Below are 25,133 nucleotides of genomic sequence, written 5' to 3' on the forward strand. Positions count from 1 at the left end.
TCAGGAGACGAAGGTGAGCGCCCGGGGGACCGTCCTCGGGCGCTCACCGGTCGAAGGGCTGCCACGACCGGGGGCCGGGGCTCAGAACCCGGCGATCGGGTTCTTCAGGCGTCCCACCAACTGCAGTGCTCCGGCCGGGTCGTTGAGATCGACCATCTGCTGGTTGTCGCGCAGCTGAAGGCGGTTGAGGCAGGAGAGCGCGAACTCCGCCTCGAACAGGTCGTACTGCTTGAACTTGTCCGCGAGATACGGCACCGACTCCTGGTAGTCGCGTACGCACGCGGCGACCGTCCGCCAGAAGGTGTCCTCGTCCAGGACGCCCTCGGTGGCCAGCCCCGCGCCCAGGAAGCGGAAGAAGCAGTCGAAGACGTCGGTGAAGACCGACAGCAGCTTCATGTCCTCGGGAACCTCGGCCCGGATCCGCTCGACCCGCGGTGGCAGCACCGCGTCCGGGTCCATCACCGCGATCTCCTCGGCGATGTCCTTGAAGATCGTCCGGGTGACGACCCCGTCCTCCACGACCAGGATCACGTTCTCGCCGTGCGGCATGTAGACCAGGTCGTAGGCGTAGAAGCTGTGCAGCACCGGCACCAGATAGGCGTCCAGGTAGTGCCGCAGCCACGCCTGAGGGTCCAGCCCCGACTCGGCGATCAGCGCCCCGGCCACCGAGCCGCCCTCGTGGTCGGTGTGGAGCAGGGAGGCCATCGTCGCGACCCGCTCGCCCGGCTGGAGGCCCGGCACCGGGCTCTCGCGCCACAGGGCGGCGAGCATTTTCCGGTACGGGGAGCCCTTGACGGTGGCCGCCTCGTAGGACAGGTGGTGGTAGCCGATCGCGGCGCGCTCCCGGATGATCGAGAACCGGGCCCCGCGCAGCAGGTCGTCGCGCTCGACGAGGCCGGCCAGCCAGTCGTTGATCGCCGGAGTGGCCTCCATGTACGCGGCCGAGAGCCCGCGCATGAAGCCCATGTTGAGCACGGACAGCGCCGTTTTCACATAGTGCTTCTCGGGGTGGTCCGCGTTGAAGAACGTCCGGATCGACTGCTGGGCGAGATAGGCGTCCTCGCCCTCGCCGAGCACCACCAGATGCCGTTCGGCCAGTTCTCCGGCGAAGGTGACCGCGAGCTTGTTCCACCACTGCCAGGGGTGGACCGGCAGCAGGAAGTAGTCCTCCGGGGCGAGGCCGAGCCCGCGCAGGGCTCCGTCGAACCGCTCCCGGGTCGCCTCGCTCAGCTCGTCCGTGATCAGCGTGTCGTAGTCGAGACCGGCGCCCGCGGTGAAGGTGGCCCGCTCCCGGCGGGCGGCCAGCCAGACCAGCCGGATCTCCGCGGCGGTCTCGGGGGCGTACGCCCGGTACTCGTCCACGCCGAAGCCGAGCCGCCCGTTGTTGGCGACGAAGCACGGGTGGCCCTCGGTCATCCCGGTCTCGACGGCCTGGAAGCCGGCGGCCACGAGCTGGCGGGAGGTGGCCGGTTCCTTGGTGAGTTTGTAGGCGGTTCCGGCCAGGGTGGAGGAGACCTCCTCCAGATAGACCGGCAGGATCTCCTCGGAGATCCCGAGGGTGTGCCGCATCTCTACGAAGAACTCCAGAGTGTCCAGCGGGAGGTCGGAGCCGTGCCGGTGCCGGGTGATGGTCTCGGCCTCGACCTGCCAGTGGTCCAGGGCGAAGAGGCGCGCGGTGAAACGGTACTCGGTGGAGGCGTCGTCGCTACGGACGGTGTAGCGGTCGTCGCCGATCGGGGTGGGCGCCAGCAGCCGCTCGTGGCTGAATTCCGCCAGTGCTTTACGTACCAGCAGTCGGTTTGCGGTGGCCCAGCGCCCCGGGGAGAGGTGGGCGACGCTGTCGGTGAGGGCGGTCGTCATCGGTCGTTACCTCCGGTTGCTGCTTCGAACTGCTCACGGGTGCAGGCGCTGAGCAGTGCGTCCTTCTCCGGCTTGGCGATCTCCCGGAGCACCTCGAAGCCGACGGCCTTGTTGAGGGCCTGGACGGCGCTGTTGGTCACGTCTGGCTCGACGACGACCCGGCGCACCGACGGGTCGGCGAACAGGAAATCCATCACGGCGGTGATCACGGCCCGGGTGAAGCCGTGCACCGGGGTGTCGGTGGGGGCGACGAGGAAGTGCATCCCGACATCGCCGGGCTCCGCCTCGTACAGCCCCTTCAGCTCGACCTCGGTGGGGTCGTAGCGCTCGATCAGAAAAGCGGGCTCGCCGTCGTGCAGCCCGATGAACGCGTCGTGGTGCGGGTGGGCCGCGATGTCGCGGTACTCCCGCTCCACGTCCGGGAGTTCGGCGTCGCCCATCAGCCAGAACGCGGCCTTGGGGTGGGTCACCCAGCCGTGCACCAGCGCGGCGTCGGCGGCCGGGTCCAGCGGGCGGACGGTGAACGTGCCGAGCGTGCCGGGGCGGTGTCCGTCAGGACGCTGTTTCTCGGGGCGGTTCATACGGCGAACTCCTGGAAGGCGATGGACTTCTCGACCGGGTAGTACTCGCGGCCGAGCAGTTCGCCGATGATGTACGCGTTGCGGTAGGCGCCCATGCCGAGGTCGGGCGAGGTGATCGAGTGCGTGTGCACCGAGGCGTTCTGGAGGAAGACCCCGCGCCCGGTGGTGTCGATGCTGTAGTTGCGGGCCACGTCGAAGCGGCCCCGGCTGTCGTGGCGCAGCCGGCCGGCGATCGGCGCGAGGAAGGCGGGCGCCTCGTAGCGGTAGCCGGTGGCGAGGATCAGGCCCTCGGTGGTCAGCTCGTAGTCCTTGCCCTGCTCCTCCTGGCGCAGACCGAGGCTGTACGCACCACCCTCATCGTCGTAACGGGCGCTGACGAGCGCGGAGTTGGTGAGCAGCCTGGTCGGCACGGGGCCCGGCAGGTTCTTCTGGTAGAGCAGGTCGAAGATCGCGTCGATCAGTTCCCCGTCGATGCCCTTGAACAGCCCCTTCTGCCCGGTCTCCAGCCGGTAGCGGGTCTCCTCGGGCAGCGCGTGGAAATAGTCGATGTACTCCGGGGAGGTCATCTCCAGCGTCAGCTTGGTGTACTCCAGCGGGAAGAACCGCGGGGAGCGGGTGACCCAGTTCAGCCGGTAGCCGTAGGTGTCGATCTCGGAGAGCAGGTCGTAGTAGATCTCCGCCGCGCTCTGCCCGCTGCCGACCAGGGTGATCGACTTCTTCTTCTGGAGCTCGGCCTTCCCGTCCAGATAACGGGAGTTGTGCAGGAAGTCGCCGCCGAGCCCCTGACAGGCGTCCGGGATGTGCGGCGGCGTTCCGGTGCCGAGGACCAGATGCCGGGACCGGAACGCCTCACCGGAGACGGTGGTCACGGTGTAGAGCCCGGAGCCCTCGTCGTACGTCACCGTCCCGACGGCCTCGTCGAACCGGATGCTGCTCAGTTTCGCGGCGGCCCACCGGCAGTAGTCGTTGTACTCGGTCCGCAGCGGGTAGAAGTTCTCCCGGATGTAGAAGGAGTAGAGCCTGCCGCGCTCTTTGAGGTAGTTGAGGAAGGAGTACGGCGAGGTCGGGTCGGCCATGGTGACCAGGTCCGACATGAACGGCGTCTGGAGATGGGCCCCTTCGAGGAACATTCCGGCGTGCCACTCGAAGTCCGGCTTGGACTCCAGGAAGACACCGTTCAGTTCGTCGATCGGCTCGGTCAGACAGGCGAGGCCGAGGTTGAACGGGCCGAGCCCGATCCCGATGAAGTCGTGGGGTTCAGGAAGCGCGGTCAAGGGAGTCTCCCAGGTACTTCTCGGCGTGGCCGGAGATCAGGTCGAGGACCGCGGCGATGTCGTGCACGGTCGTTTCGGGGTTGAGCAGGGTGAACTTCAGGTACTGGCGCTCGCCCACCTTGGTGCCCGCGACGATCGCCTCGCCGGAGGAGAACAGCGCCTTGCGGGCGTAGAGGTTGGCGCGGTCGATGTCGCCCGGAGAGGTGACACCGGCCGGGATGTAGCGGAAGACGAGCGTGGAGAGCTGCGGCTGGACGACCACGTCGAAGCGCGGATCGGCGGCGAGCAGCTGCCAGCCCTCGGCGGCCAGGTCGCAGACCTCGTCGAACAGCTCGCCGATCCCGTCCGCGCCCATGACGCGCAGCGTCATCCACAGCTTCAGCGCGTCGAACCGGCGGGTCGTCTGGAGGGACTTGTCGACCTGGTTGGGTATCCGCTCCTCGGTCATCCGGCGCGGGTTCAGATACTCCGCGTGGTACGTGACGTGGCGCAGGGTGGCCCGGTCGCGGACCAGCACGGCCGAGGAACTGACGGGCTGGAAAAAGGACTTGTGGTAGTCCACGGTGACCGAGTCGGCGTGCGCGATGCCTTCGAGGAGGCCGCCGCGCTCACGGGAGGCGAGCAGCCCGCAGCCGTACGCGGCGTCCACATGCATCCAGACGGCGAACTGCTCGCAGAGCGCTGCGATCTCGGGCAGCGGGTCGATGGACCCGAAGTCCGTGGTGCCGGCGGTGGCGACGACGGCCATCGGCACGGCTCCTTCGTCCACGCACTGTTCCAGCGCGTGGGCGAGGGCCACGGTCTGCATGCGCTTGTCGCGGTCCACGGGTACGGAGACGACCGCGTCCGGGCCGAGGCCGAGGAGTCTGGCGGACTTCTGCACGCTGAAATGGCTGCACTCGGAGGTGAAGATCCGCAGCCGGGTGAAGTGCTCCGGCCGGATCTTCGCCTCCTCCCGCGCCAGCAGCAGGGCCTGGAGGTTGGACTGGGTGCCGCCGCTGGTGAAGATCCCGTCGGCGGCCGGGCCGAGCCCGATCCGCTCGGTGGTCCAGTCGATCAGCCGGCGCTCGATGAGGGTGCCGCCCGCGCTCTGGTCCCAGGTGTCCAGGGAGGAGTTGATCGCGGAGAGCACGGCCTCGCCGAGCACGGCGGGTATGACGACGGGGCAGTTGAGGTGTCCCAGGTAGCGGGGGTGGTGGAAGTAGACGGCATCGCGGAGGTAGACCTCGCCGAGCTCGTCCAGGGCGGCGGCGGCATCGCCCAGCGGCCGGTCGAGGTCGATCGCGTCGACGACGGGGGAGAGCTCGTCGACACCGACCCCGCTGAAGGGGCGATCGGTGGCGGCGAGAGTGGCCGCTACCCGTTCCACTCCTGCGGAGACGGTGCTCCGATAGCGCTCCGCAGTCGTGTTGTTGAGCAGGTGCGCACGCATGAAAGGGTCCTCCCGGGTGAGGGGAACTTCATCGCGGCCCTCCGGGCAGGAAGGGGGGACGAGGGCGCGATGCCGAAGTAAGGTGAGCCTAACCTAATGCGGAATCGATCATTCCCCGCACCCCTGAGGGTGGGCGGCTTGTCGGCTTTGCCGCCCCTATCCCTCCGCTTGGCCCGCGTCTCCCCCTTCCGGCCGATCCATGGCCCCGCTCCCGGCGGCCCCCGCCAGGGCCGCCGCCTCCCGCGACTGCTCCTCGCTGAGCCCGCGCCGCCAGTACTCCGTGCACGTCACCCGCTCCCGGCCGAAGCCCCGCTCCCGGATCAGATGGTGGTGCAGTGCCCGCACCCCGGACGCCTCGCCCGCGATCCACGCGTACGGAGTGCCCTGGGGCAGCTCGGCGGCGCGTACGGCCTCCACGCCGCAGTCGGCCTCTTCGCTCCGGACGAGCCAGCTGATCCGGGCCTTCGCCGCGGTGTTCAGCGCCTGCCGGTCCTCGGTGCGCGGAATCTCCAGCCAGACCCGGGCCGGCAGTCCCGCGGGCAGCCACTCCAGCGCGGCGGCCGCGGCGGGCAGGGCGGTCTCGTCGGCCCGGATCAGCACCCAGTCGGTGTCGGCCGGCGGACGGAAACGTACGGCGGTGTTGTCCGCCGCCGCGGGCCCCAGCACCTTGAGCCGGTCGCCGGGTGCGGCCGCCCGCGCCCAGCGGGAGGCGGGCCCGCCGTCACCGTGCAGCACGAAGTCGAGATCAACCTCGGTCGAACCGTCGGCCCGGAGCCGCTGGGCCCGTACGGCGTACGTCCGCATCACCGCCCGCTCGCCCTCGGGCAGCGCCCGCCATTCCTCGTGCCAGGTCCCGCTCCCGCCCGCCGGGGCCACGGCCTCGTTCTGTCCCGGGCGGGGCAGCAGGACCGACAGGCTCTGATCGCGGCCCCCGCTGCTGAAACCCTCGATTCCCGGGCCGCCGAGCGTGATCCGGAGGATGGAGGGGCCCAGTCGCCTGGTCCGCAGAACGGCCAGGTCGAAGAGCCGGAACGGGGCGACTTCGGGAGTGGTGGCGGTCGTCGACGTCAACGGGAGCTCCTCCGGACGGGCCGGAGCGGCGGGCGGACGGGCCCGGCTTCCGGCTGAGGCGATCCGCAGGAAGGTTAGCCTAACCTTGCTTGATGAGGGGAGGTGTCGACACGCCTTTCTCAGGCCCCGAACTCCGCCCGGCAGGCGTCGAGCCCCTCCACGGTCACGTCCACACTCCGGTGCGCCTCCCACCGGGCCCGGTCCAGCCGCAACCGCCGAAGAGTGACGGGAGCCCCGCGCACGACGTCCGTCGCCAGGCCGTCGTCCGCATACCCGAGCCGTCGCGAGACCCCGAGCGAACGCGGATTGTCGGTCATGGCGGCCGAGACGGCGTACCGCGCGCCGAGCCCGGCGAACGCGAGGTGAAGGGCGGCGGCGCGCATCTCCGTACCCAAACCCCGTCCCTGGTACGGGAGTCCGAGCCACGAACCGGTCTCCGCCTCCCGTCGCACCCCGAAGTCGCGCGCCATCAGATCCTGCCGCCCGACGACCTTCCCCTCGTGCAGCACCGCCAGGCCGAGCATCCAGTCGTCCACGGACCAGCCCGCCACGGTCCCCAGCACATGCTGGAACACCGCCCGCCCCACGGCCTCGGGCGAACCGTCGGTCCACGCCACGGTGAACGGCATACGGTCCGGATCGTGCACCCCGTCGGCCGCCACCGAGGCCAGCTCGTCGAGGAGTTCGAGTCCGGGCAGGCGCAGTTCGAGGCGCGGGGTACGGAGGCGAAGCCCGTGGAGCGGCCAGTGCCGGAGGGTGGTGGTCTCCCTGTGGTCCATGACGGGACTCTGCCGGACACGGGGGAGGGGTGTCGACCGAATAGGCGGCGGCACACGGCGGCGGGGGCACGCCCGAGTGACCCCGGCCGTACCCCCGCGCCCCCCCCGCGTTCAGCTCCTGCCTCCGCGCGTTCAGGCCCCGACCCCGGCGGGCTGCTCGACCCCGCCGACGTCGGCCGAGGTGCTGCCCGGAGTCGTCGCCCGCCGGGTGCGCAGTCCGAACGCGCTGACGGCGGCGGCGATCAGGGCGGCGGCCAGCGGGACGACCAGAGCCGCCCGGTAGCCGTCGAGAAGGTCGGCGGGCGAACTCCCTCCCATGGCCGCGATATTGACGGCGGCCACCGCGGACAGCCCCAGCGCGGCCCCGAACTGGAAGGAGGTGTAGAGCAGTCCGCCCGCCACACCCTGCTCCTCTTCGGCGATGCCGTCGGTGGCCGTGATGGTGAGCGGCCCGTAGACCAGCGAGAAGGCGACCCCCAGGAGGAGCAGGCCCGGGAACATCGCCGCGTACGTCCAGTCAGCGGCGATCGGCAGGAACAGCGCGTACGACAGCGAGGCGACGAGCAGCCCGCCGAAGATGACCCGGGCGTTGCCGAACCGGGCCACCAGCTTCGGGGTGAGCAGCGGCGAGAGGACCGCGTCCACACCGATGACGATCAGCGCGAAGCTGGTCCGTAGGGACGACCAGCCGCGCAGCTCCTGGAGGTAGAGCACGGCGATGAACTGGAAGCCGAAGAACCCCGCGGCGAACAGCAGCCCCGACACATTGGCGCGGACCAGCGCCCCGCTGCGGAAGATGCCCAGGCGCACCAGCGGCGAGGACGAGGCGCGCTCGATCAGGACGAACGCGAGGAAGAGCAGCAGGGCCGCGCCGATCGTGCCGACGGTCCAGCCGGCCGAGGCGTGCGTGGCCCGCTCGACACCGAAGACGAGGAGCAGGATTCCGGCGGTGACGGTGACCGCGCCGGCCAGGTCGACGCCCTTGCCGGTGCGGTCCGGGCGGGGCGAGGCGGGGATCAGGGCGAGCGCGGCGAGCAGGATGCCGAAGGAGAGGATGACCGGCGCGAAGAACACCCAGCGCCAGTCGACGGCGGAGAGCAGCCCGCCGACGACCAGACCGATGGAGAAGCCGCCCGCGGCGGTGCCCGCGTAGACGAGCAAGGCCTTGTTGCGCTGCGGCCCCTCGGGGAAGCCGGTGGTGATGATCGACAGACCGGCCGGGGTCATGAAGGCCGCGGCGACGCCGGTGACGAAGCGGGCGGTGATCAGCATCCAGCCCTCGGTGGCCAGCCCGCCCAGCCCGGAGAAGAGCAGGAACACCACGAGCCAGAGGACGAACATCCGCCGGCGGCCGAACAGGTCGGCCGCCCGTCCGCCCAGCAGCATGAAACCGCCGTAGCCCAGGACGTACGCGCTCATCACCCACTGGAGCGTGCCGGTGGACAGGTCCAGATCCTCACGGATCGCGGGCAGGGCCACATTGAGCATGGCCACATCGATGCCTTCGAGGAAGATCGCGCCGCACAGGACGAGCAGCACACCCCAGGCGCGCCCGGTCATGCGGTCACTGCTCGATCTCGGAAGGGACGGTGATGAGGACACGGGACTTCTCCTTGTACACGGACGGAGCGGGCATGGCGAACAGCCGCCAACGGCGGTCGCCTGGAGTGGGGTTCGCGTGCCATGGCCTCAAGCAACGCGAAACAGCGGTGAGTTACCGGATTGCCGGTCGGTTCCCTCTTGTAACCACTCGAAGCTTGCGGCACCGTGGGGCGGTATGGAAGAAGGCACTTCGAAGTCACCGAGTCACTGCGCCGATACCGGCGCCGGTCCGGACTACGACATCAGCCAGTGGGACGTCCGCGAGGGCTGCGAGGTACGGCAGATCCTCGACCGCGTCGCGGACAAGTGGTCGCTCCTCGCCATCGCCCACCTTGAGCGCCGCACCCTGCGCTTCTCCGAGCTGCGCCGGCTCATCGAGGGCATCAGCCAGCGCATGCTGACGGTGACCCTGCGCCAGCTCGAACGCGACGGTCTGGTGCGGCGCACGGTCTACCCCGTCGTCCCGCCGCGCGTGGAGTACGAGCTGACGGAACTGGGCGCGACCCTGCACACGACGATCAGGTCGCTCGTCGACTGGACCGAGAGCCACCAGCAGGAGATCGCGAAGGCGCGTGCCGACTACGACAGCCGTCAGGAGGCCGAGGCGGCGTCGGTCTCCTGAGACCGCACGGCAGTGCCATGTCCGTCCGGCCGCCGCCGCATTAGAGTGAAGAGGTGACCACACCTGGGCGAAGCGACTCGACGCGCGTGGGAGCGGACGACCGCGAGGGCGCGGTGCGGCGCGTGCGGGAGGCGTACGCCGAGGAGCGCATCTCGCACGAGGAGATGGACGATCGCCTGGGCCAGGTACTGGCCGCCGCGACCCGCGGCGAACTCGTGGCGGCCCTGGACTCCCTCCCGGCGGAGGACCCGGGCACCACGTCGACGATCGCCGCCGCCGGTGGGCGCATCAAGCGGCGCGGGGCCTGGCGGGTGCCCAGGGTCCTCAAGGTCGAGTCCGCCTTCGGACGGGTGCGCCTGGACCTGTCCCGGTCGATCCTCGAACACCCGGTCATCGACATCGAGCTGAGCCTCGGCACCGGCAACGCGAGCGTCACGGTGCCGCGGAACGCGATCGTCGAGGTCGAGGACCTGAACACCGGGTGGAAGGACCTGCGCTACCGGCCCCGGCAGCCGAGCCGCCCCGACGCGCCGCGCATCCGCTTCTCGGGGGCGATGGGATACGGCCGGCTGAAGATCCGCCACGCCCGGCGCTGAGGCGTCCGGCCCGGACGGCGCCGAGGCCTCCGGGGCGCACGGCGCGAGAGGTCGCGGGAAGCCGCCTGTTGGTCAGGTCTTCCCCTGGCGGCCCACTCCGGGAAAACTGTGCCGAGCACTGTGGTGCACGCGCCCGAACGGGATCTGGACAACGTTGTCATCGCTGTCCGTCCCCCGCCTGGAGCGCATGCTCCTGCCTGCTTCCGTCGCCCCCCGAGAGGACCGCTCATGCGGGAACCCACCGCCGCCGCCCACCCGCCGCCCCGGCCGAGACGGGGGCGGCTGCGCGCCGTCGCCGTGGCCGCGCTGACGGCGGGCGCGCTCGTCGCAGGGCTGGCACCCGCCACGGCCACCGTCACCGCCACCGCCGCGGACGTCACCCCACGAGCCTCGGCCATCAGCCCGTACGACGCCGTCGACCCGTTCATCGGCACGGAGCTGGACCCGAAGCAGAACAAGGGCAACAGCGCGTACGGCAACACCTGGCCGGGCGCGACGACCCCGTTCGGCATGGTCCAGTCGAGCCCGACCACGTACCGCTCGTCGGACGGCGACCAGAAGGGCGGCTACGAGTACAGCGCCGACAAGATCCGCGGCTTCGGGATGACGCGGCTGTCCGGCACCGGCTGCGAGGGCCGGTTCAGTGCCTTCGACTTCCCGGTACTGCCGTACACGGGCACCCTCGACGACGGCGCGCTGCCGACCAGTCCCGGCACGAAGGCCGACCCGTACTACCTGGACTTCGACCACCGCGACGAGACGGCGGCCCCCGGCCACTACACGGTCGGCCTCGGCAACGGCGTGGAGACGGAGCTGACGGCGACGACGCGTACCGCCGTCAACCGGTACGCGTTCCCGGCCCGCACGGACTCTTCCACCCTCATCCTGGACGTCGCCGGCTCCAACAACCGGGTCTTCGACAGCGAGGTGAAGGTCGAGGGCCGTACGGTCAGCGGCTGGGTCGAGACGGCGTCGGTGTGCGACGAGGGCGGCCGCTACCGCGCCTACTTCTCCTCGACGTTCGACCGCGCGTTCACCTCGTTCGGCACCTGGCAGGGCGGCGAGGTCACCCCGGGCACGGCGAGCGCGCGCGGCGGCGAGGCCAGGCACGGCTCGGGCGCGTACCTCGTCTTCCCGAAGGGTGCGACGGTCACCGCGCGGACCGGGCTGAGCTACGTCAGCGTGGCGAACGCGGCCCGCAACGCCGAGGAGGAGACCGGTGGCCGGACCTTCGACCAGGTGCGGAAGGCGACGGCGAAGGTCTGGAAGGACACGTTGCGCACGGTGAAGGCCACCGGCGGCAGCAAGTCGGAACGGGTGAAGTTCTACACGGCGCTCTACCACTCCCTCCTCCACCCGAACATCGCCGACGACGTCAACGGCCAGTACCCGGGCCACGACGGCAAGGTCCGCAAGGTGGCGGCCGGCCGGCACCACTACGTCACCTATGCGGGCTGGGACATGTACCGGGGGCAGGCGCAGCTCATCGCGCTGCTCTTCCCGAAGGTCGGCTCGGACATCAACCAGTCCTTGGTGGATCTGGTGAAGCAGACGGGTGCGTGGCCCAACTGGCCGCATCTGAACCAGTCGCAGCAGAAGATGAGCGGCGACTCGCTCCAGGTGGTGCTGTCGTCGATCGACGCGTTCGGCAGTGTGGACTACGACCGCAAGGCGGCGCTCGCGTCGATGCGGAAGACGCAGCAGCTGCCCGCCGACACGACGAAGCGGGCGCACGCGCAGCAGTACTTCAGCGCCGGTTTCATCGACAACGGCAAGGGCGACTCGGCGACGTCGAAGACCCTCGAATACGCCATCGACGATTTCGCGATCGCCCAACTGGCGTACCGCCTGGGTGAGAAGGCGACCCACGAGCAGTTCATGACCAGGGCACAGAACTGGCAGAACCTCCTGGACCCGGAGACGCAGCGGATCCGCCCGCGCGGCCGCAACGGCTTCGACCGGGGCTTCAACCTCGGTGAGCGCGGCAGCCAGTTCGAGCAGGCGACCGGCTACCAGTACGGCTGGATGGTCCCGCAGAACATCGGCACGCTGGTCGAGAAGCGCGGCGGCATCGATGCCGTCACCCGTGACCTCGACGAGCACACCAAGGCCCTGGACGCGGGCGTCTACAACACCACGGGCGCGTACCTCTCCAACCAGCCGAGCTTCTCGATGCCGTACGTCTACAACTGGCTGCGGCAGCCGCACCGGACGTCGGAGGTGCTGCGCCGGGCGACGGACGAGATGTACGGCACGACGCCGTCGGGCCTGCCGGGCAACGACGACCTGGGCTCGCTCAGCTCCTGGTACGTGTGGGCCGGCCTCGGGATGAACCCGGCGGTGTACGGCACGGCGAACCTGGTGCTCAGCTCGCCGATGTTCGACAAGGTCACGATCGACAGCGCGGACAGCGACCGCCGGATCACGATCAGGGCGGCGGGCGCGGCGGCCGACAAGCCGTACGTGACCGGCCTGAAGGTCAACGGAAAGCCCACGACGAAGTCCTGGCTGAACGAGGACTTCGCGCGGTCGGGCGGCGTACTGACCTTCACGATGGGGGAGACCCCGAAGACCTGGGGCACGGGAGCCGCCGACGTGCCGCCTTCGTACACGGAGGGCTCGGACACCCGCAACAACATCGGCTCGACCCCCGACGGTCAGGGCCGGCTGGGCTCGCTCGACCTCAGCGACAACTCCCTCTCCCGCGAGAAGCTGGCGGCGGCGGGTGCGGCACCGGGTGCGAAGCTGCCGCTGGGCGACACCGGGGTCACCTTCACGTGGCCGAAGACGCGGCAGGCCCAGCCGGACAACTGGATCCCGCACGGCCAGCGCGTGGACCTCGCGGGCCGGAACGGCAAGGGCGTCAAGGCGACGGGCATCTCCTTCCTCGGCCTGGCGACGAACGGGCCCTCGCAGGGCCTGGCGACGGTGGAGTACGAGGACGGCTCGACGCAGAACGTGGCGGTGCAGTTCACGGACTGGACGCCCGGCACCAACTACCTGTACGGCAACGTCCCGTTGGTGGCCACGGAGGGTCGCAACAAGGTGAACGGCACGTCGGACACGACGCGCACGGTGGTCTTCGGCACGGTCCCGCAGGTGCTGGACGGCAAGAAGCGCGTGAAGTCGGTGGTCCTGCCGCAGGGCACGGACCGGGGCATCATGCACATCTTCGACGTGGCGTTGACGACCAACCCGGACCTGGAAGCGCCGGGCGTGACCCCGGAGCGCATCGTCCTCACCCCGACGGAAGCCCCCTCCACCTCCCAGGCGGTGACGTGGCGGACGGGCAGCGGCACGACGCGGGGAGAGGCCCAGTACCGCGAGCGGGGCTCCGACGCGGCCTGGCGCAAGGCGAAGGCGACGACGAACGAGGAGCTGCTGAGCAGCGGAGTCCCGACGCGGACGCACTCGGCGGTGATGGGGGGCCTGAAGCCGGGAACGCCGTACGAGTACCGGGTGGGCACGGGTGACATGCTGAGCGAGCGGTACACCTTCACCTCCGCCGGAAAACCGGGCGAGGAGTTCACGTTCCTCTACTTCGGCGACGCCCAGAACGATCTGAAGGCGAAGTGGGCCCCGGTCGTCGACCAGGCGTACAAGCGCTTCCCGAAGGCGATCGGCAGCGTCAACGCGGGCGACCTGGTGGACTCGGGCGGCAACGACGGCCTGTGGGACGAGTGGTTCGGCGCGATGAACGGCCACAGCCAGACGACCAACGTGATCGCGGCGCCGGGCAACCACGAGTACAACGCGGACCTGTTCCTGAAGACGTGGAAGTCCACGTTCGCGTACCCGGCGAACGGCCCCACCGCCGCACCGGCGAAGGACGAGACCCCGGCCGAGCGCCAACGGGCCGCGTACGAGGCCCACATGGCGAAGTCGATCGTGGAGACGGCGTACTACACGGACTACCAGAACGTCCGCTTCATCACCCTCAACGCGAGCACGCACGACGCCCGCGAGCTGATGACCCCGCCGGACCTGCCGCCGTGCTCCGAGGGCTGCCCGGACCCGCAGAGGCTGTGGCTGGACCTCCAGGCCCGCTGGCTCGACACGATCCTGGCGGACAACCCCCAGAAGTGGTCGGTGGCCACCTTCCACCAGCCGGTCTTCTCGGCGGCCGTGGGCCGCGACGAGAAGCCGGTCCGCGACGCCTGGCTGCCGGTCTTCCAGCGCAATGACATCGACCTGGTCCTGATGGGCCACGACCACGTGTACGCCCGTGGCTACGTCGACGCGGACGCGACGGACACGCCGGGCGTGACGACGGGCCCGGTCTACGCCGTCGCCATGTCCGGCCCGAAGTACTACGAGCTGTCCCCGGCCGACGACAACGTCTGGACCCGCAACGGCGCGACCCAGGTGGCCCGCGCGGCGCACACGTCGACGTTCCAGGGCATCACGGTCTCGAAGGACACGATCCGTTACGAGGCGGTCATCGGCGCCAAGTGGGACGACAGGTCGACGACGGAAAAGGAGGTGGGGGAGACCTTGGACGCGTTCACGATCACGAAGAACGACGACGGCGTGAAGTACGTGACGGAGGACGGGGTGGCGGTGCCGGGCCGCGATTAGGGTCCGGCCCGGAAAGGGGTGCGGTCGTCCGAGGCGGACAGCCGCACCCCATTCGGGCTCATCGTGGCGTCCGGGCTTCCTGCGTTGGTGGGAGCCGTCCGAATCATCGGACTCGAAGCGCTCACGACGTCGACCCCCGGCCACAGCTTGCGGGCCGTGGCGTACGTGCACCTCCGCCCCGGCCGCCGTGAGCACATCCACGGCGGCCGGGGCAGAGGTCGGAGCGTCAAGGGGTCAGGCCGGCAGCCCCAGCTCCCGGGCGATCAGCATCCGCTGGACCTCACTCGTCCCCTCGCCGATCTCCAGGATCTTCGAGTCGCGCCACATCCGCGCCACCGGGTACTCGTTCATGAAGCCGTAGCCGCCGTGGATCTGCGTCGCCTCGCGGGCGTTGTCCACCGCGACCGTCGAGGAGTACAGCTTCGCGATGGCCGCCTCCTTCTTGAACGGTTCACCGGCCACCAGGCGCGAGGCCGCGTCGCGCCAGCCCACGCGGGCCATGTGGGCGCGCATCTCCATGTCGGCGATCTTGAACTGGATCGCCTGGTTCGCGCCGATCGGCTTGCCGAAGGCGTGGCGCTCCGCCGCGTACTTCACCGACTCGTCCACACAGCCCTGCGCCAGACCCGTGGCCAGGGCCGAGATGGCGATACGGCCCTCGTCCAGGATCCGGAGGAACTGCGCGTAGCCCCGGCCCTGTTCGCCCAGCAGGTTCGCCGCCGGGACGCGGACGTCCGTGAAGGACAGCTCGCGGGTGTCCGAGGCGTTCCAGCCGACCTTGGAGTAGGGAGCCGCGACCGTGAAGCCGGGGGTGCCGGAGGGGACGATGATCGCGGAGATCAGCGGGCGGCCGTCCTCCTTGCGGCCCGTCACGGCGGTGACCGTGACCAACTCCGTGATGTCCGTGCCGGAGTTGGTGATGAAGCACTTCGAGCCGTTGATCACCCACTCGTTCGTCGCCTCGTCCAGCACCGCCGTCGTGCGCGTGCCGCCCGCGTCCGAGCCGCCGTCCGGTTCGGTCAGGCCGAACGCGCCCAGCGCCTCGCCCGCGCACAGCTTCGGCAGCCACTGGCGCTTCTGCTCCTCCGTGCCGAACAGGTGCAGCGGCATCGCGCCCAGCGAGACCCCGGCCTCCAGGGTGATCGCCACCGAGGAGTCGACCCGGGCCAGCTCCTCCAGGGCGATCCCGAGCGCCAGGTAGTCGCCGCCCATGCCGCCGTACTCCTCCGGGAACGGCAGCCCGAACAGGCCCATCCGGCCCATCTCGCGCACGATCTCGTACGGGAATTCATGGCGCTCGTAGAAGTCGCCGATCTTCGGCGCGACCACGTCGTGCGCGAACGCCTCGACCGTGCGGCGCAGTTCCTCGTGCTCGGCGGTCAGCCGGTGATCCAGGGACATGGGGTGACTCACTCCTTGTGGGAGGGGGAAGAAGGGGGAGGGGTCAGGGCTCGGACCGTGCGGGATGGGCTCGGCCGGCCCAGGTGTTCGGCCAGCCAGACGCTGGTGGCGGTCAGTTCGGCCAGGTCGACGCCCGTCTCGATGCCCAGGCCGTCGAGCATCCAGACCAGGTCCTCGGTGGCGAGGTTTCCCGTGGCGCTCTTCGCGTACGGGCAGCCGCCCAGACCGCCCGCCGAGGCGTCGACCGTGCTCACGCCGTGCTGGAGCGCCGCCAGGGTGTTCGACAGCGCCTGGCCGTACGTGTCGTGGAAGTGGACGCCGATCGCCTCCGTGGGCACGGCGGAATCGTTCAGTGCTGACAGCAGTGCCGTGACGTGGCCCGGCGTCGCCACTCCGATCGTGTCGCCCAGCGACAGCTCGTCGCAGCCCAGGTCCATCAGCGCCTTGGCGACCTTCACCACCTGGGCGACCGGCACCGCGCCTTCCCACGGGTCGCCGAAGCACATCGACAGATACCCGCGCACATGCACCTTGTCGGCCTTGGCGCGGGCCACCACCGGCTCGAACATGGCCAGCGACTCGTCGACCGTACGGTTCAGATTGCGGGCCGCGAACGTCTCCGTCGCCGAGCCGAACACCGCGATCGACCGGGCCCCGAGCGCCAGCGCCCGGTCCAGTCCGCGTTCGTTCGGCACGAGGACGGGGAGCGAGACGTCGCCCACGTCCGCGATGTCGCCGAGGAGCGGGAACAGGGCTTCAGCGTCGGCCAGCTGGGGCACCCACTTCGGGTGCACGAAGCTCGTCGCCTCGATGGTGGTCAGGCCCGCCACCGCCAGGCGGCGGATGAACTCCGCCTTCACCTCGGTCGGGACAGTCTCCTTCTCGTTCTGCAGGCCGTCACGTGCGCCCACTTCGTGGATGCGGACCCGGGAGGGAAGACCCGGGGCCGGGACCTTCATGGGGAGTCCTCGCGCGCTCATGCGTCCTCCCCGTCGGCGACCGGGACCACGACCGCCAGGATCTGGTCCATCGCCACCGTCGCGCCCGCCGTGACGTCCAGCTCGGTGACCGTCCCCGCGTGCGGGGCCGCGATCACGTGTTCCATCTTCATCGCCTCCACCACGAGCAGGCTCTGACCCGCCTCGACCTCGTCGCCAACGGCCACCTTCACCACCGTGACCGTGCCCGGCATCGGGGCCGCCAGCGTGTCCGCCCCGCCCCGGCCCGCCCCGCTGAGGGACGCCTCCACCGGGTCGTGGTCCTGGACGTGCCAGGTGTCGCCGTCCCGGCCGAGCCAGTCGCCGGAGCGGTGGAAGTGAACTACTGCGCCGTCCTGTTCGACCGTGACCCGGTCGGCCGTGACCTTCGCGCCGACGGGGGCGCTGTGCGTAACGGGTTCATGTCCCGACACGCGCAACGGGAACCTGAGAGCCGCAGGCACACCCCCCGTACGCCACCCGCTCGGCACCGAGAACGGGTCCGTCCAGCCGTCCGCGTCCGGCCGGGGCTCCAGCGCCTCCCGGCGCACCGCCGCGGCCGCCGCGTACACCTCGTCCGGCGCCCCGTCCGGCACCAGGCCCTCCGCCTCGCGCTCCACCAGCCCGGTGTCCAGGTCGCCGGAGACCACGTCCGGATGGGCCAGCAGGCGGCGCAGGAAGCCCGCGTTGGTCGGGACGCCCAGGATCACCGTGTCCGCGAGGGCCGCCCGCAGCTTGCGGATGGCCGTCGCGCGGTCGGGGCCGTACGCGATGACCTTCGACAGCATCGGGTCGTACAGGCTGCCCACCGGCACGCCCTCGCTGAGCCCCGAGTCCGTCCGCACCCCGCCGCCCTGCGGTTCGCGCAGCGCCAGCACCGTACCGCCGGAGGGCAGGAAGCCCCGGGCGGGGTCCTCGGCGCAGACCCTCGCCTCGATCGCCCAGCCGGTCAGGCCGATGTCCTGCTGTGTGTAGGGGAGGTGCTCGCCCGACGCCACCCTCAGCTGCCACTCCACCAGGTCCAGGCCGGTGATCAGCTCGGTCACCGGGTGCTCGACCTGGAGGCGGGTGTTCATCTCCATGAAGTAGTACGAGGCCGGGTCGTTGCCCGGGACGATGAACTCCACCGTCCCCGCACCGACATAGCCGCAGCTGCGCGCCGCCTGCACGGCCGCCTCGCCCATCGCCGCCCGGGTCTCCGCGTCCAGCAGGACGCTCGGGGCCTCCTCGATGATCTTCTGGTGGCGGCGCTGGAGCGAGCACTCGCGCTCGCCCAGGTGGATCACGTTGCCGTGGGCGTCGGCCAGCACCTGGATCTCGATGTGGCGCGGGCGGTCGATCCACCGCTCGACGAGCAGCGTGTCGTCACCGAAGGAGGCGCGGGCCTCCCGTCGCGCCGCCGCGATCTCCTCCGCCAGCACCGCCGCGTCGCGGACCAGGCGCATGCCCTTCCCGCCGCCGCCCGCGGAGGGCTTCAGCAGGACCGGGGTGCCGATCTCCCGTGCGGCTTCCTCCAGTTGGGCGTCGGTCAGACCGCTGCCGGAGGAGCCAGGCACCACCGGGACCCTGTACGCCGCGACCGTCTCCTTGGCCCGGATCTTGTCGCCCATGAGCGAGATGGCCGAGGCGGGCGGGCCGATGAAGACCAGCCCCGCGTCCGTACAGGCGGCGGCGAACTCGGCGTTCTCCGCCAGGAATCCGTACCCGGGGTGGACCGCCTGCGCGCCCGTGCGGCGGGCCGCCTCCAGCAGCGCCGGCACGTTCAGATAGCTCTCCGACGCGGCCGGCGGGCCGATCCGTACCGCCGTGTCCGCCTCCCGTACATGCCGGGCGTCCGCGTCCGCGTCGCTGAAGACCGCGACCGAGCGCACGCCCTGCTCCCGCAGGGTCCGGATCACCCGGACCGCGATCTCGCCGCGGTTGGCGACCAGAACGGTGTCGAACATCGTCATCTGTTCCTCACATCCGGAAGACGCCGAAGCCGGGACCGGCCGGGTCCTTCTGGGGCAGCGGGGCATTGGCGCAGGCCGTGAGGGCGAGGCCCAGCACCTGGCGGGTGTCCACGGGGTCGATCACGCCGTCGTCCCAGAGCCGGGCGCTCGCGTAGTACGCATTGCCCTGGGTCTCGTACTGGGCGCGGATCGGGGCCTTGAACGTCTCCTCGTCCTCGGCGCTCCAGTCGTCGCCCAGCTGGTCGCGCTTGACGGTGGCCAGGACGGAGGCCGCCTGCTCGCCGCCCATCACCGAGATCTTGGCGTTCGGCCACATCCACAGGAAGCGGGGGCTGTAGGCCCGGCCGCACATGGAGTAGTTGCCCGCGCCGTACGAACCGCCGACCACGACCGTCAGCTTCGGCACCCGGGTGCAGGCCACCGCCGTGACCATCTTCGCGCCGTGCTTGGCGATGCCGCCCGCCTCGTAGTCCCGGCCGACCATGAAGCCGGAGATGTTCTGGAGGAAGAGCAGCGGGATGCCGCGCTGGTCGCACAGCTCGATGAAGTGCGCGCCCTTCTGGGCCGACTCGGAGAACAGGATGCCGTTGTTCGCGACGATCCCGACCGGGTGGCCGTGGATCCGGGCGAAGCCGGTGATCAGCGTCTGGCCGTACTCCGCCTTGAACTCCTGGAAGCGGGAGCCGTCCACCACGCGCGCGATCACTTCGCGTACGTCGTAGGGGGTGCGGGAGTCCACGGGCACGGCCCCGTACAGCCCCGCCGGGTCCACCTTCGGCTCCTCGGCCGGCTCGACCGGCCAGGGCAGCGGGGCCCGGTCCGGGAGGGTCGCGACGATGTTGCGGACGATCCGCAGCGCGTGCGCGTCGTCCTCCGCGAGATGGTCGGTGACCCCCGACGTACGGGAGTGGACCTCGCCGCCGCCCAGCTCCTCCGCCGTCACGACCTCGCCGGTCGCGGCCTTCACCAGCGGCGGGCCGCCGAGGAAGATCGTGCCCTGGTTGCGCACGATGACCGCCTCGTCGCTCATCGCCGGGACGTACGCCCCGCCCGCCGTGCAGGAGCCCAGCACCGCCGCGATCTGCGGGATGCCCGCCCCCGACATCCGGGCCTGGTTGTAGAAGATCCGCCCGAAGTGGTCCCGGTCGGGGAAGACCTCGTCCTGCATGGGCAGGAACGCGCCGCCCGAGTCGACCAGATAGAGGCAGGGGAGACGATTCTCCAGCGCCACTTCCTGCGCGCGCAGGTGCTTCTTCACGGTCATCGGGTAGTACGTGCCGCCCTTGACGGTCGCGTCATTGGCGACGATCACGCACTCGCGGCCCGAGACCCGCCCGATGCCCGCGATGACGCCCGCGGCGGGCGCCTGGTCCCCGTACATCCCGTTCGCCGCCAGCGGGGCCAGCTCCAGGAACGGCGAGCCCGGGTCGAGAAGGGTGTCCACCCGGTCCCGGGGGAGCAGCTTGCCGCGCGCCTCGTGGCGGGCCCGCGCCTTCTCACCCCCGCCCAGCCGCGCCGTGGCGAGCCGTCCCGTCAGCTCGTCGGAGAGCGCGCGATGAGCCGCCTCGTTGGCCTGCCAGGCCTCCGAGGCGGGATCGGCCGCGCTCGCCAGGACCGGTGCCTGCTGCATCGTGTCGAGCCCCCTTGCCCGTACCGCAGTAGTGAAATGGCGTTGACATGCTGTTAATGAGCGTTAACGCGTTTCCCTCAGGTTAACGAGCGCTAACGACCCTGTCTAGAATGAATCCTCATGAGCACCCATGCCGCCGCCCGCGTCGCGGCTCCCACCCGCCGCGAGCAGATCCTCCGGGAGGCCGCCCGCCTCTTCGCCGAGCGCGGCTTCCACGGTGTCGGCGTCGACGAGATAGGCGCCGCCGTCGGGATCAGCGGCCCCGGCCTCTACCGCCACTTCCCCGGCAAGGACGCGATGCTCGCCGAACTGCTGGTGGGCATCAGCGAGCGCCTCCTGGAGGGCGGACGGCTGCGGGTGGCGGAGGACGAGTCCCGGGGCGACGGCTCCCCGGAGGCCCTGCTGGACGCGCTCATCGAGGGCCACATCGACTTCGCCCTCGACGACCGCCCCCTGATCACCCTCCACGACCGGGAGCTGGACCGGCTGCGCGACACGGACCGCAAGCGGGTGCGCCGGCTTCAGCGCGAGTACGTCGAGGTCTGGGTCGGCGTCGTCCGCGCCCTGTATCCGGCGCTGGCCGAGAACCGGGCCCGCGTCACCGTGCACGCCGTCTTCGGCCTGCTGAACTCCACCCCGCACCTGGCCCGCCCGGACGCCCTGCCCGGCCGGGCGGCGACCGCCGCGCTGCTGCACCGGCTGGCCCGGGGTGCCTTCGCCGCGGCGGAGCCCTCCTGAGCAGCGGCTTCCTCTCCCGGGCCGCACCGGGTTCCGGGCAACCCCGGGCGGGGTGCGTACGTCTCTCCGGTCGACACGCCACGACCGGTCGCAACGCTACGAAATCGGGGAGCCGCACCATGACCGTCTCACTGGGCGAAGAGATCATGCTGCTGTCGCTGGACGACGAGACCGGCGCGGCGAAGGGGGAGACCGCCGCCCGCTGGGGCGTGGCGGCCGGCATGCTCCTGGAGCTGGTCATGGCGGGGCGCGTCACGGTGAGGGGCGGCCGCGTCGAGGTCTTCGACCCCACGCCGACCGGCGACGCCCTGCTGGACGGCCGGCTCGACCGGCTGGCGCGCTGGGTCCACGGGGCCTCCAGCAGCCGCAAGGTGACCGACTGGCTGACCCGGGAACACGCCAAGGGCTCGCAGGACGTCGTGGCGAGCCTCTGCGCCCGCGGTCTGGTGACCGAGGAGAAGCACCGGGCCCTCGGCGTCTTCCCGGTGCGCCGCTACCCGGAGGCGGACGGAACCGTCGAACGCGAGCTGCGCGCCCGGCTGGCCGCCGTGGTGCTGCACGGCGCCGAGCCGGACGCCCGCACCACCGCGCTCGTCGCCCTGGTGCACGCGACGGGCATGCACCCGCAGACGTTCCCCGGCCTGCCGAAGAAGCAGGTCGCCCCGCGCATGGCCGAGATCGTCGAGGGCCACTGGGCGGGCGTGAGCGTGCGCGAGGCGATCCGCAACCTTCAGGCGGCGATCTCCGCGGTGACCGTGGTGACGGTCCTCACCGTGGTGTCGTAGAACAGGGTCCTCCGAGCGCCCTCAGGCCGCCGGACAGAGTCTTCGGGGCGCCGCCCGCCCCGCTGCTCCACCGCGCCCTGCGCGACGGCGTGGTCAGGCCGGGCGTCACCTTCCACGACCTGATCACCCTCGTCGTCGGGATCGCCCCGGCCACCGAGCACCACGCCGAACCGTCGGTCCGGGCCGGCCGCCTCTTCACCCTCGCCGTCGAAGGCCTCAGCCCGAGCCCGGCCTCCTGACCGAGACGGTGACGTGGTCGACGCGCATCGGGTGGCCGGGCTCGGTCGCGGGGCCCGCCGTCGCGCCGTCCGCCTCCGGCAGCTTGCCGCCGATCGCCACGTTCAGGATCAGGAACACCCCGTGGTCCACCGCCCGCTTCCAGGTCTCCGTGTCCATCGTGTCGGCCCGCACCCGGTGGTACACCCGGTCGTCCCGGTACCAGCGGACCTCCTCCGCGCCGGGGGAGAGGTCGACCTCGACGGCGTACGTGTGGAACGCCGTACGGCAGTCCGCGCAGGGCTGCGGACCCGATGTCAGCCCCACCGGCTCCTCGCACGGGCCGCCGTCCAGGACCCCGCAGTGCAGCGAACCGAACACGCTGTCGCGGCCGTTGACCGACTCCATCACGTCCAGCTCACCCACGCCCGGCCATCCGGTGTATCCGTCGCGCAACGAGCCGCCCAGGGTCCAGAACGCGGGCCAGTAGCCCGCCGCCTCCGGCCCGGTCACGTCCGGCAGGGCGATGGACGCCTCGATCCGCAGCACTCCGCCGGGCGGCGGCGCGTAGTCGGAACGTACGGTCGTGATCCGTCCCGAACTCCACTGCCCGGCCTTCCGGGTGGGCACGATCTCCAGTACGCCCCGGCCGTCCAGGCGCACGTTGTCGGTCGAGTCGGTCATGGTCTCGATCTCGCCGGTGCCCCACTGCGGCGCTGGGCATCCGGGGTAGCACGTGCCCAGGTCGTACTGCCAGTTCGCGGGGGAGGGGCGGCTCCCCTTCGGCCCGTCGAAGTCGTCCCGCAGCAGCTCGGCCCAGCCGTCCTTCCCGGGAGCGGGTGCTGCGGGGCCGGTGGCACCGGCCGGAGGCAGCGCGCCCGACTCCGTCAGCAGGCGCTCCAGCCGGGGGGCCAGCACGGTGGCCGCCACGTTCGTCAGATGGGCGTCGTCGCGGTAGAGCAGGATCCGGTCCCGTACCGCGGGGCAGGTCGGGCCGTCGCCCGGGCACAGCACCGGGTTCACGCCGACGGACCGTACACCCGGCACCGCGCCCGCCGCGATCCGCCGCGCCAGCGGGTCGGCCGGAAGCGCGTCGGCCCGGCTGAACGCGCAGCCGGCGGCGTCGTCCGGGGCGCCGGAGACGCACGCCGGAACGTCCGTGCCCGGTACGGGGGTGTCCTCGATGTACACGATCGGGGCGCCGGTCGCCCGCAGCGGCTCCAGCGTCTTCTCCCAGGCGGCGATCAGGGCCTTCTCGTCGGCGGTGTAGCGGTTGAGGGAGGCGATCACGATGAGCCGGGGCCTCGGCCCCGTACGCAGCCGGTCCAGGGCGTCGGCCCGCCAGCTGTCGCACTCGCGGTAGACGCGGCCCAACTGAGGGCTTCTCACCGTGAGTTCCGGCAGCGGGCAGCCCTGCTTCACCAGTTCCTGGAGCGCCCAGCCGCGCCGGGAGGCCAGCGAGAGCAGCGGGGAGAACCACTGGCCGGCGTGCGAGTCGCCGAGCAGCACGATGCGGTCCGGGCTGTCCACCGCCCCGAACAGGCACTCCGGGCTGCGCGTCACCGCCGGGGCGACCTGGCAGGCCCCGTCCGGCGGGAAGTCCTTGCGGGCCTGGGCCGGGCCCGGCACCGGAGGGCCGTCCGTGAGCGGGGAGCCGTCGGCGCGGGCGAGCAGCGAGGGTCCGGCGACCGCACCCGGCGGGAGGCCCTTGACGTCGACCTGGGTGGCCGGGTCCATCAGTTGCAGGGTCGTGGTGCCGACGACGAGTGCGAGGACGACCGGCAGGACGATGGCCGAGATCCCCACCGCCAGTCCCCGGCGCGGGAGTTCGGAGACGGTACGGCTGCGGCGCAGCGGCTGCTCGACCCAGCGCATCGTGGCGAGGGCGGGCAGCACGGCGGCCAGCGTCAGCGCCGTCTTCGCGGGCCAGCCGAGCGAGCCGAGCCGCGCCTCGGCGAGGACGAGCACCGGCCAGTGCCACAGATACAGGGTGTAGGAGAGCCGCCCGACCGCCCGAGGGGCCCGTCCCGCGAGCAACCGCCCGACGCCGTGGGCCCCTTGGGCGTCGCGCTCGCCCCGACCCGGGATCGCGGCGAGGATGACGGCGGCCGCGCCCAGGGTCGGGACGAGCGCCGCGTGACCGGGGTACGGGGTCGACGCGTCGTACGCCACGACGCACCAGACGATCGCCGCGGCCCCCGCCCATCCGCACACCAGCCGCAGCGGACGCGGCCCGCGCAGCAGATGCCAGGGCAGCAGCGCCAGCAGCGCGCCGACGGCGAACTGCCAGACCCGCGACGGCGTTCCGAGGTACGCGAGCGAGACGGAGTCCCGCGTCCAGTGCAGGGACAGCGCGAACGAGGCGACGGCCACGGCAGCGGTGACGAGCGCCACGACCGCGCGCACGGCCCGGCCCCGGCGCACCGCACGGGCGGCTACCAGCACGATCACCGCCAGCAGCGGGGCCCAGAACAGATAGAACTGCTCCTCGACGGCGAGCGACCAGAAGTGCAGCAGTGGACTCTGGTCGTGCCCGGCGGCGAGGTAGTCGGTCTGCTGGGAGACGAACCGCCAGTTGGCGACCGACAGCGCGGCGGCGAGGACGTCGTGCTCCAGGTCGGCGCGGAGCAGCGGTACGGTCAGCCACGCCCCGGCGACCGCGACCGCAGCGAGGACGACGGCGGCGGAGGGCAGCAGCCGGCGGGCCCGGCGGGAGAAGAAGTCGCCGAGCCGGATCCGGCCGGTGGTGATCGCCTCCCGGACCAGCAGCCCGGTGATCAGGTAGCCGGAGATGACGAAGAAGACGTCCACGCCGACGAAGCCGCCCGCCGCTCCCGGTATCTGGGCGTGGAAGGCGAGCACGGCCAGGACGGCGACCGCGCGCAGCCCTTCGATGTCGGGCCGGAACGTGGACCGGTGCGGACTGGGCCCGGACTCGCCGCCCGAGCGGATCGGGCGGGCCGGACCGCCCGGGTCGGCCGGGTGGGGGGCGGTGGATCGCTTACGGCGTGGGCCGTGGGCGAGGAGGAAGGGCATCGG

17 protein-coding genes and 1 pseudogene are annotated in these 25,133 nt (G+C 71.3%); 6 read left to right on the forward strand and 12 right to left on the reverse strand.

Annotated elements, in window-relative coordinates:
* Positions 1-81 precede the first annotated feature (81 nt).
* From AC0VY3_RS06180 to AC0VY3_RS06210, 7 genes are all read right to left on the reverse strand, one after another.
* Complete coding sequence (locus AC0VY3_RS06180; RefSeq protein ID WP_103507826.1) at positions 82-1,860, reverse strand: IucA/IucC family protein; 1,779 nt, start codon at positions 1,858-1,860, stop codon at positions 82-84.
* On the reverse strand, positions 1,857-2,441 hold the full coding sequence (locus AC0VY3_RS06185; RefSeq protein ID WP_242741943.1) for a GNAT family N-acetyltransferase: 585 nt from the start codon (positions 2,439-2,441) through the stop codon (positions 1,857-1,859). The genes AC0VY3_RS06180 and AC0VY3_RS06185 overlap by 4 nt, the downstream gene beginning before the upstream one ends.
* Positions 2,438-3,715, reverse strand: coding sequence for a lysine N(6)-hydroxylase/L-ornithine N(5)-oxygenase family protein (locus tag AC0VY3_RS06190; RefSeq protein WP_475549145.1), 1,278 nt, complete (start codon positions 3,713-3,715; stop codon positions 2,438-2,440). Before AC0VY3_RS06190 ends, AC0VY3_RS06185 begins: the two co-directional genes overlap by 4 nt.
* Positions 3,699-5,147 (reverse strand): pyridoxal phosphate-dependent decarboxylase family protein, encoded by a 1,449-nt coding sequence (locus tag AC0VY3_RS06195; RefSeq protein WP_103507829.1) that lies wholly within the window; start codon positions 5,145-5,147, stop codon positions 3,699-3,701. Before AC0VY3_RS06195 ends, AC0VY3_RS06190 begins: the two co-directional genes overlap by 17 nt.
* A 156-nt stretch (positions 5,148-5,303) precedes the next feature.
* Entirely contained in the window at positions 5,304-6,218 is a 915-nt protein-coding gene (locus tag AC0VY3_RS06200) for a siderophore-interacting protein (RefSeq protein WP_475549146.1), read from the reverse strand.
* 119 nt (positions 6,219-6,337) lie between these two features.
* Positions 6,338-6,997: a GNAT family N-acetyltransferase gene (locus tag AC0VY3_RS06205; protein WP_475549147.1), complete on the reverse strand. Its 660-nt coding sequence runs from the start codon at positions 6,995-6,997 to the stop codon at positions 6,338-6,340.
* Between the two features lie 132 nt (positions 6,998-7,129).
* Positions 7,130-8,557, reverse strand: coding sequence for an MFS transporter (locus tag AC0VY3_RS06210; RefSeq protein WP_475549148.1), 1,428 nt, complete (start codon positions 8,555-8,557; stop codon positions 7,130-7,132).
* A gap of 217 nt (positions 8,558-8,774) precedes the next feature.
* Between AC0VY3_RS06210 and AC0VY3_RS06215 the strand changes: the two genes are divergently transcribed.
* From AC0VY3_RS06215 to AC0VY3_RS06225, 3 genes are all read left to right on the forward strand, one after another.
* Positions 8,775-9,221 (forward strand): winged helix-turn-helix transcriptional regulator, encoded by a 447-nt coding sequence (locus AC0VY3_RS06215; RefSeq protein WP_103507833.1) that lies wholly within the window; start codon positions 8,775-8,777, stop codon positions 9,219-9,221.
* A 53-nt stretch (positions 9,222-9,274) separates the two neighbouring features.
* The gene (locus tag AC0VY3_RS06220; protein ID WP_475549149.1) at positions 9,275-9,817 is read left to right on the forward strand and encodes a DUF1707 SHOCT-like domain-containing protein; all 543 of its coding nucleotides are present in this window, start codon (positions 9,275-9,277) and stop codon (positions 9,815-9,817) included.
* A 228-nt stretch (positions 9,818-10,045) separates the two neighbouring features.
* Entirely contained in the window at positions 10,046-14,395 is a 4,350-nt protein-coding gene (locus tag AC0VY3_RS06225; protein ID WP_475549150.1) for a GH92 family glycosyl hydrolase, read from the forward strand.
* A gap of 234 nt (positions 14,396-14,629) precedes the next feature.
* Here AC0VY3_RS06225 and AC0VY3_RS06230 read toward each other — a convergent pair whose 3' ends face one another.
* Genes AC0VY3_RS06230 through AC0VY3_RS06245 form a run of 4 tightly spaced genes read right to left on the reverse strand, consistent with a single transcriptional unit; the run spans position 14,630 to position 20,355 of the window.
* Positions 14,630-15,796, reverse strand: a complete 1,167-nt coding sequence (locus AC0VY3_RS06230) for an acyl-CoA dehydrogenase family protein (RefSeq protein WP_103511830.1) — start codon at positions 15,794-15,796, stop codon at positions 14,630-14,632.
* An 8-nt stretch (positions 15,797-15,804) separates the two neighbouring features.
* On the reverse strand, positions 15,805-16,776 hold the full coding sequence (locus AC0VY3_RS06235; RefSeq protein WP_181011061.1) for a hydroxymethylglutaryl-CoA lyase: 972 nt from the start codon (positions 16,774-16,776) through the stop codon (positions 15,805-15,807).
* The gene (locus tag AC0VY3_RS06240; protein WP_475549151.1) at positions 16,773-18,725 is read right to left on the reverse strand and encodes an acetyl/propionyl/methylcrotonyl-CoA carboxylase subunit alpha; all 1,953 of its coding nucleotides are present in this window, start codon (positions 18,723-18,725) and stop codon (positions 16,773-16,775) included. The genes AC0VY3_RS06235 and AC0VY3_RS06240 overlap by 4 nt, the downstream gene beginning before the upstream one ends.
* Positions 18,726-18,732: 7 nt before the next feature.
* On the reverse strand, positions 18,733-20,355 hold the full coding sequence (locus AC0VY3_RS06245) for a carboxyl transferase domain-containing protein (RefSeq protein ID WP_475549152.1): 1,623 nt from the start codon (positions 20,353-20,355) through the stop codon (positions 18,733-18,735).
* 120 nt (positions 20,356-20,475) lie between these two features.
* Between AC0VY3_RS06245 and AC0VY3_RS06250 the strand changes: the two genes are divergently transcribed.
* From AC0VY3_RS06250 to AC0VY3_RS06260, 3 genes and pseudogenes are all read left to right on the forward strand, one after another.
* Entirely contained in the window at positions 20,476-21,093 is a 618-nt protein-coding gene (locus AC0VY3_RS06250; protein WP_103511834.1) for an SACE_7040 family transcriptional regulator, read from the forward strand.
* Positions 21,094-21,212: 119 nt separating this feature from the next.
* A complete protein-coding gene (locus AC0VY3_RS06255; protein WP_475549153.1) occupies positions 21,213-21,878 on the forward strand; it encodes a GOLPH3/VPS74 family protein in 666 nt (221 codons plus the stop codon).
* Between the two features lie 56 nt (positions 21,879-21,934).
* Positions 21,935-22,117: pseudogene (locus AC0VY3_RS06260) on the forward strand (SbtR family transcriptional regulator); the annotation flags it as partial.
* On the opposite strand, the gene AC0VY3_RS06265 reads toward AC0VY3_RS06260, so the two are convergent.
* The gene (locus tag AC0VY3_RS06265; RefSeq protein WP_475549154.1) at positions 22,095-25,130 is read right to left on the reverse strand and encodes an acyltransferase family protein; all 3,036 of its coding nucleotides are present in this window, start codon (positions 25,128-25,130) and stop codon (positions 22,095-22,097) included. The pseudogene AC0VY3_RS06260 and the gene AC0VY3_RS06265 overlap by 23 nt on opposite strands.
* Positions 25,131-25,133: the final 3 nt, after the last annotated feature.

Source organism: Streptomyces sp. iso_384 (assembly GCF_056172905.1).

Coding starts and splice junctions, on each gene's coding strand:
- AC0VY3_RS06180 (WP_103507826.1), bottom strand. CDS start 1,860: ATGACGACCGCCCTCACCGACAGCGTCGCCCACCTCTCCCCGGGGCGC.
- AC0VY3_RS06185 (WP_242741943.1), bottom strand. CDS start 2,441: ATGAACCGCCCCGAGAAACAGCGTCCTGACGGACACCGCCCCGGCACG.
- AC0VY3_RS06195 (WP_103507829.1), bottom strand. CDS start 5,147: ATGCGTGCGCACCTGCTCAACAACACGACTGCGGAGCGCTATCGGAGC.
- AC0VY3_RS06205 (WP_475549147.1), bottom strand. CDS start 6,997: ATGGACCACAGGGAGACCACCACCCTCCGGCACTGGCCGCTCCACGGG.
- AC0VY3_RS06210 (WP_475549148.1), bottom strand. CDS start 8,557: ATGACCGGGCGCGCCTGGGGTGTGCTGCTCGTCCTGTGCGGCGCGATC.
- AC0VY3_RS06215 (WP_103507833.1), top strand. CDS start 8,775: ATGGAAGAAGGCACTTCGAAGTCACCGAGTCACTGCGCCGATACCGGC.
- AC0VY3_RS06225 (WP_475549150.1), top strand. CDS start 10,046: ATGCGGGAACCCACCGCCGCCGCCCACCCGCCGCCCCGGCCGAGACGG.
- AC0VY3_RS06230 (WP_103511830.1), bottom strand. CDS start 15,796: ATGTCCCTGGATCACCGGCTGACCGCCGAGCACGAGGAACTGCGCCGC.
- AC0VY3_RS06235 (WP_181011061.1), bottom strand. CDS start 16,776: ATGAGCGCGCGAGGACTCCCCATGAAGGTCCCGGCCCCGGGTCTTCCC.
- AC0VY3_RS06240 (WP_475549151.1), bottom strand. CDS start 18,725: ATGACGATGTTCGACACCGTTCTGGTCGCCAACCGCGGCGAGATCGCG.
- AC0VY3_RS06245 (WP_475549152.1), bottom strand. CDS start 20,355: ATGCAGCAGGCACCGGTCCTGGCGAGCGCGGCCGATCCCGCCTCGGAG.
- AC0VY3_RS06250 (WP_103511834.1), top strand. CDS start 20,476: ATGAGCACCCATGCCGCCGCCCGCGTCGCGGCTCCCACCCGCCGCGAG.
- AC0VY3_RS06255 (WP_475549153.1), top strand. CDS start 21,213: ATGACCGTCTCACTGGGCGAAGAGATCATGCTGCTGTCGCTGGACGAC.
- AC0VY3_RS06265 (WP_475549154.1), bottom strand. CDS start 25,130: ATGCCCTTCCTCCTCGCCCACGGCCCACGCCGTAAGCGATCCACCGCC.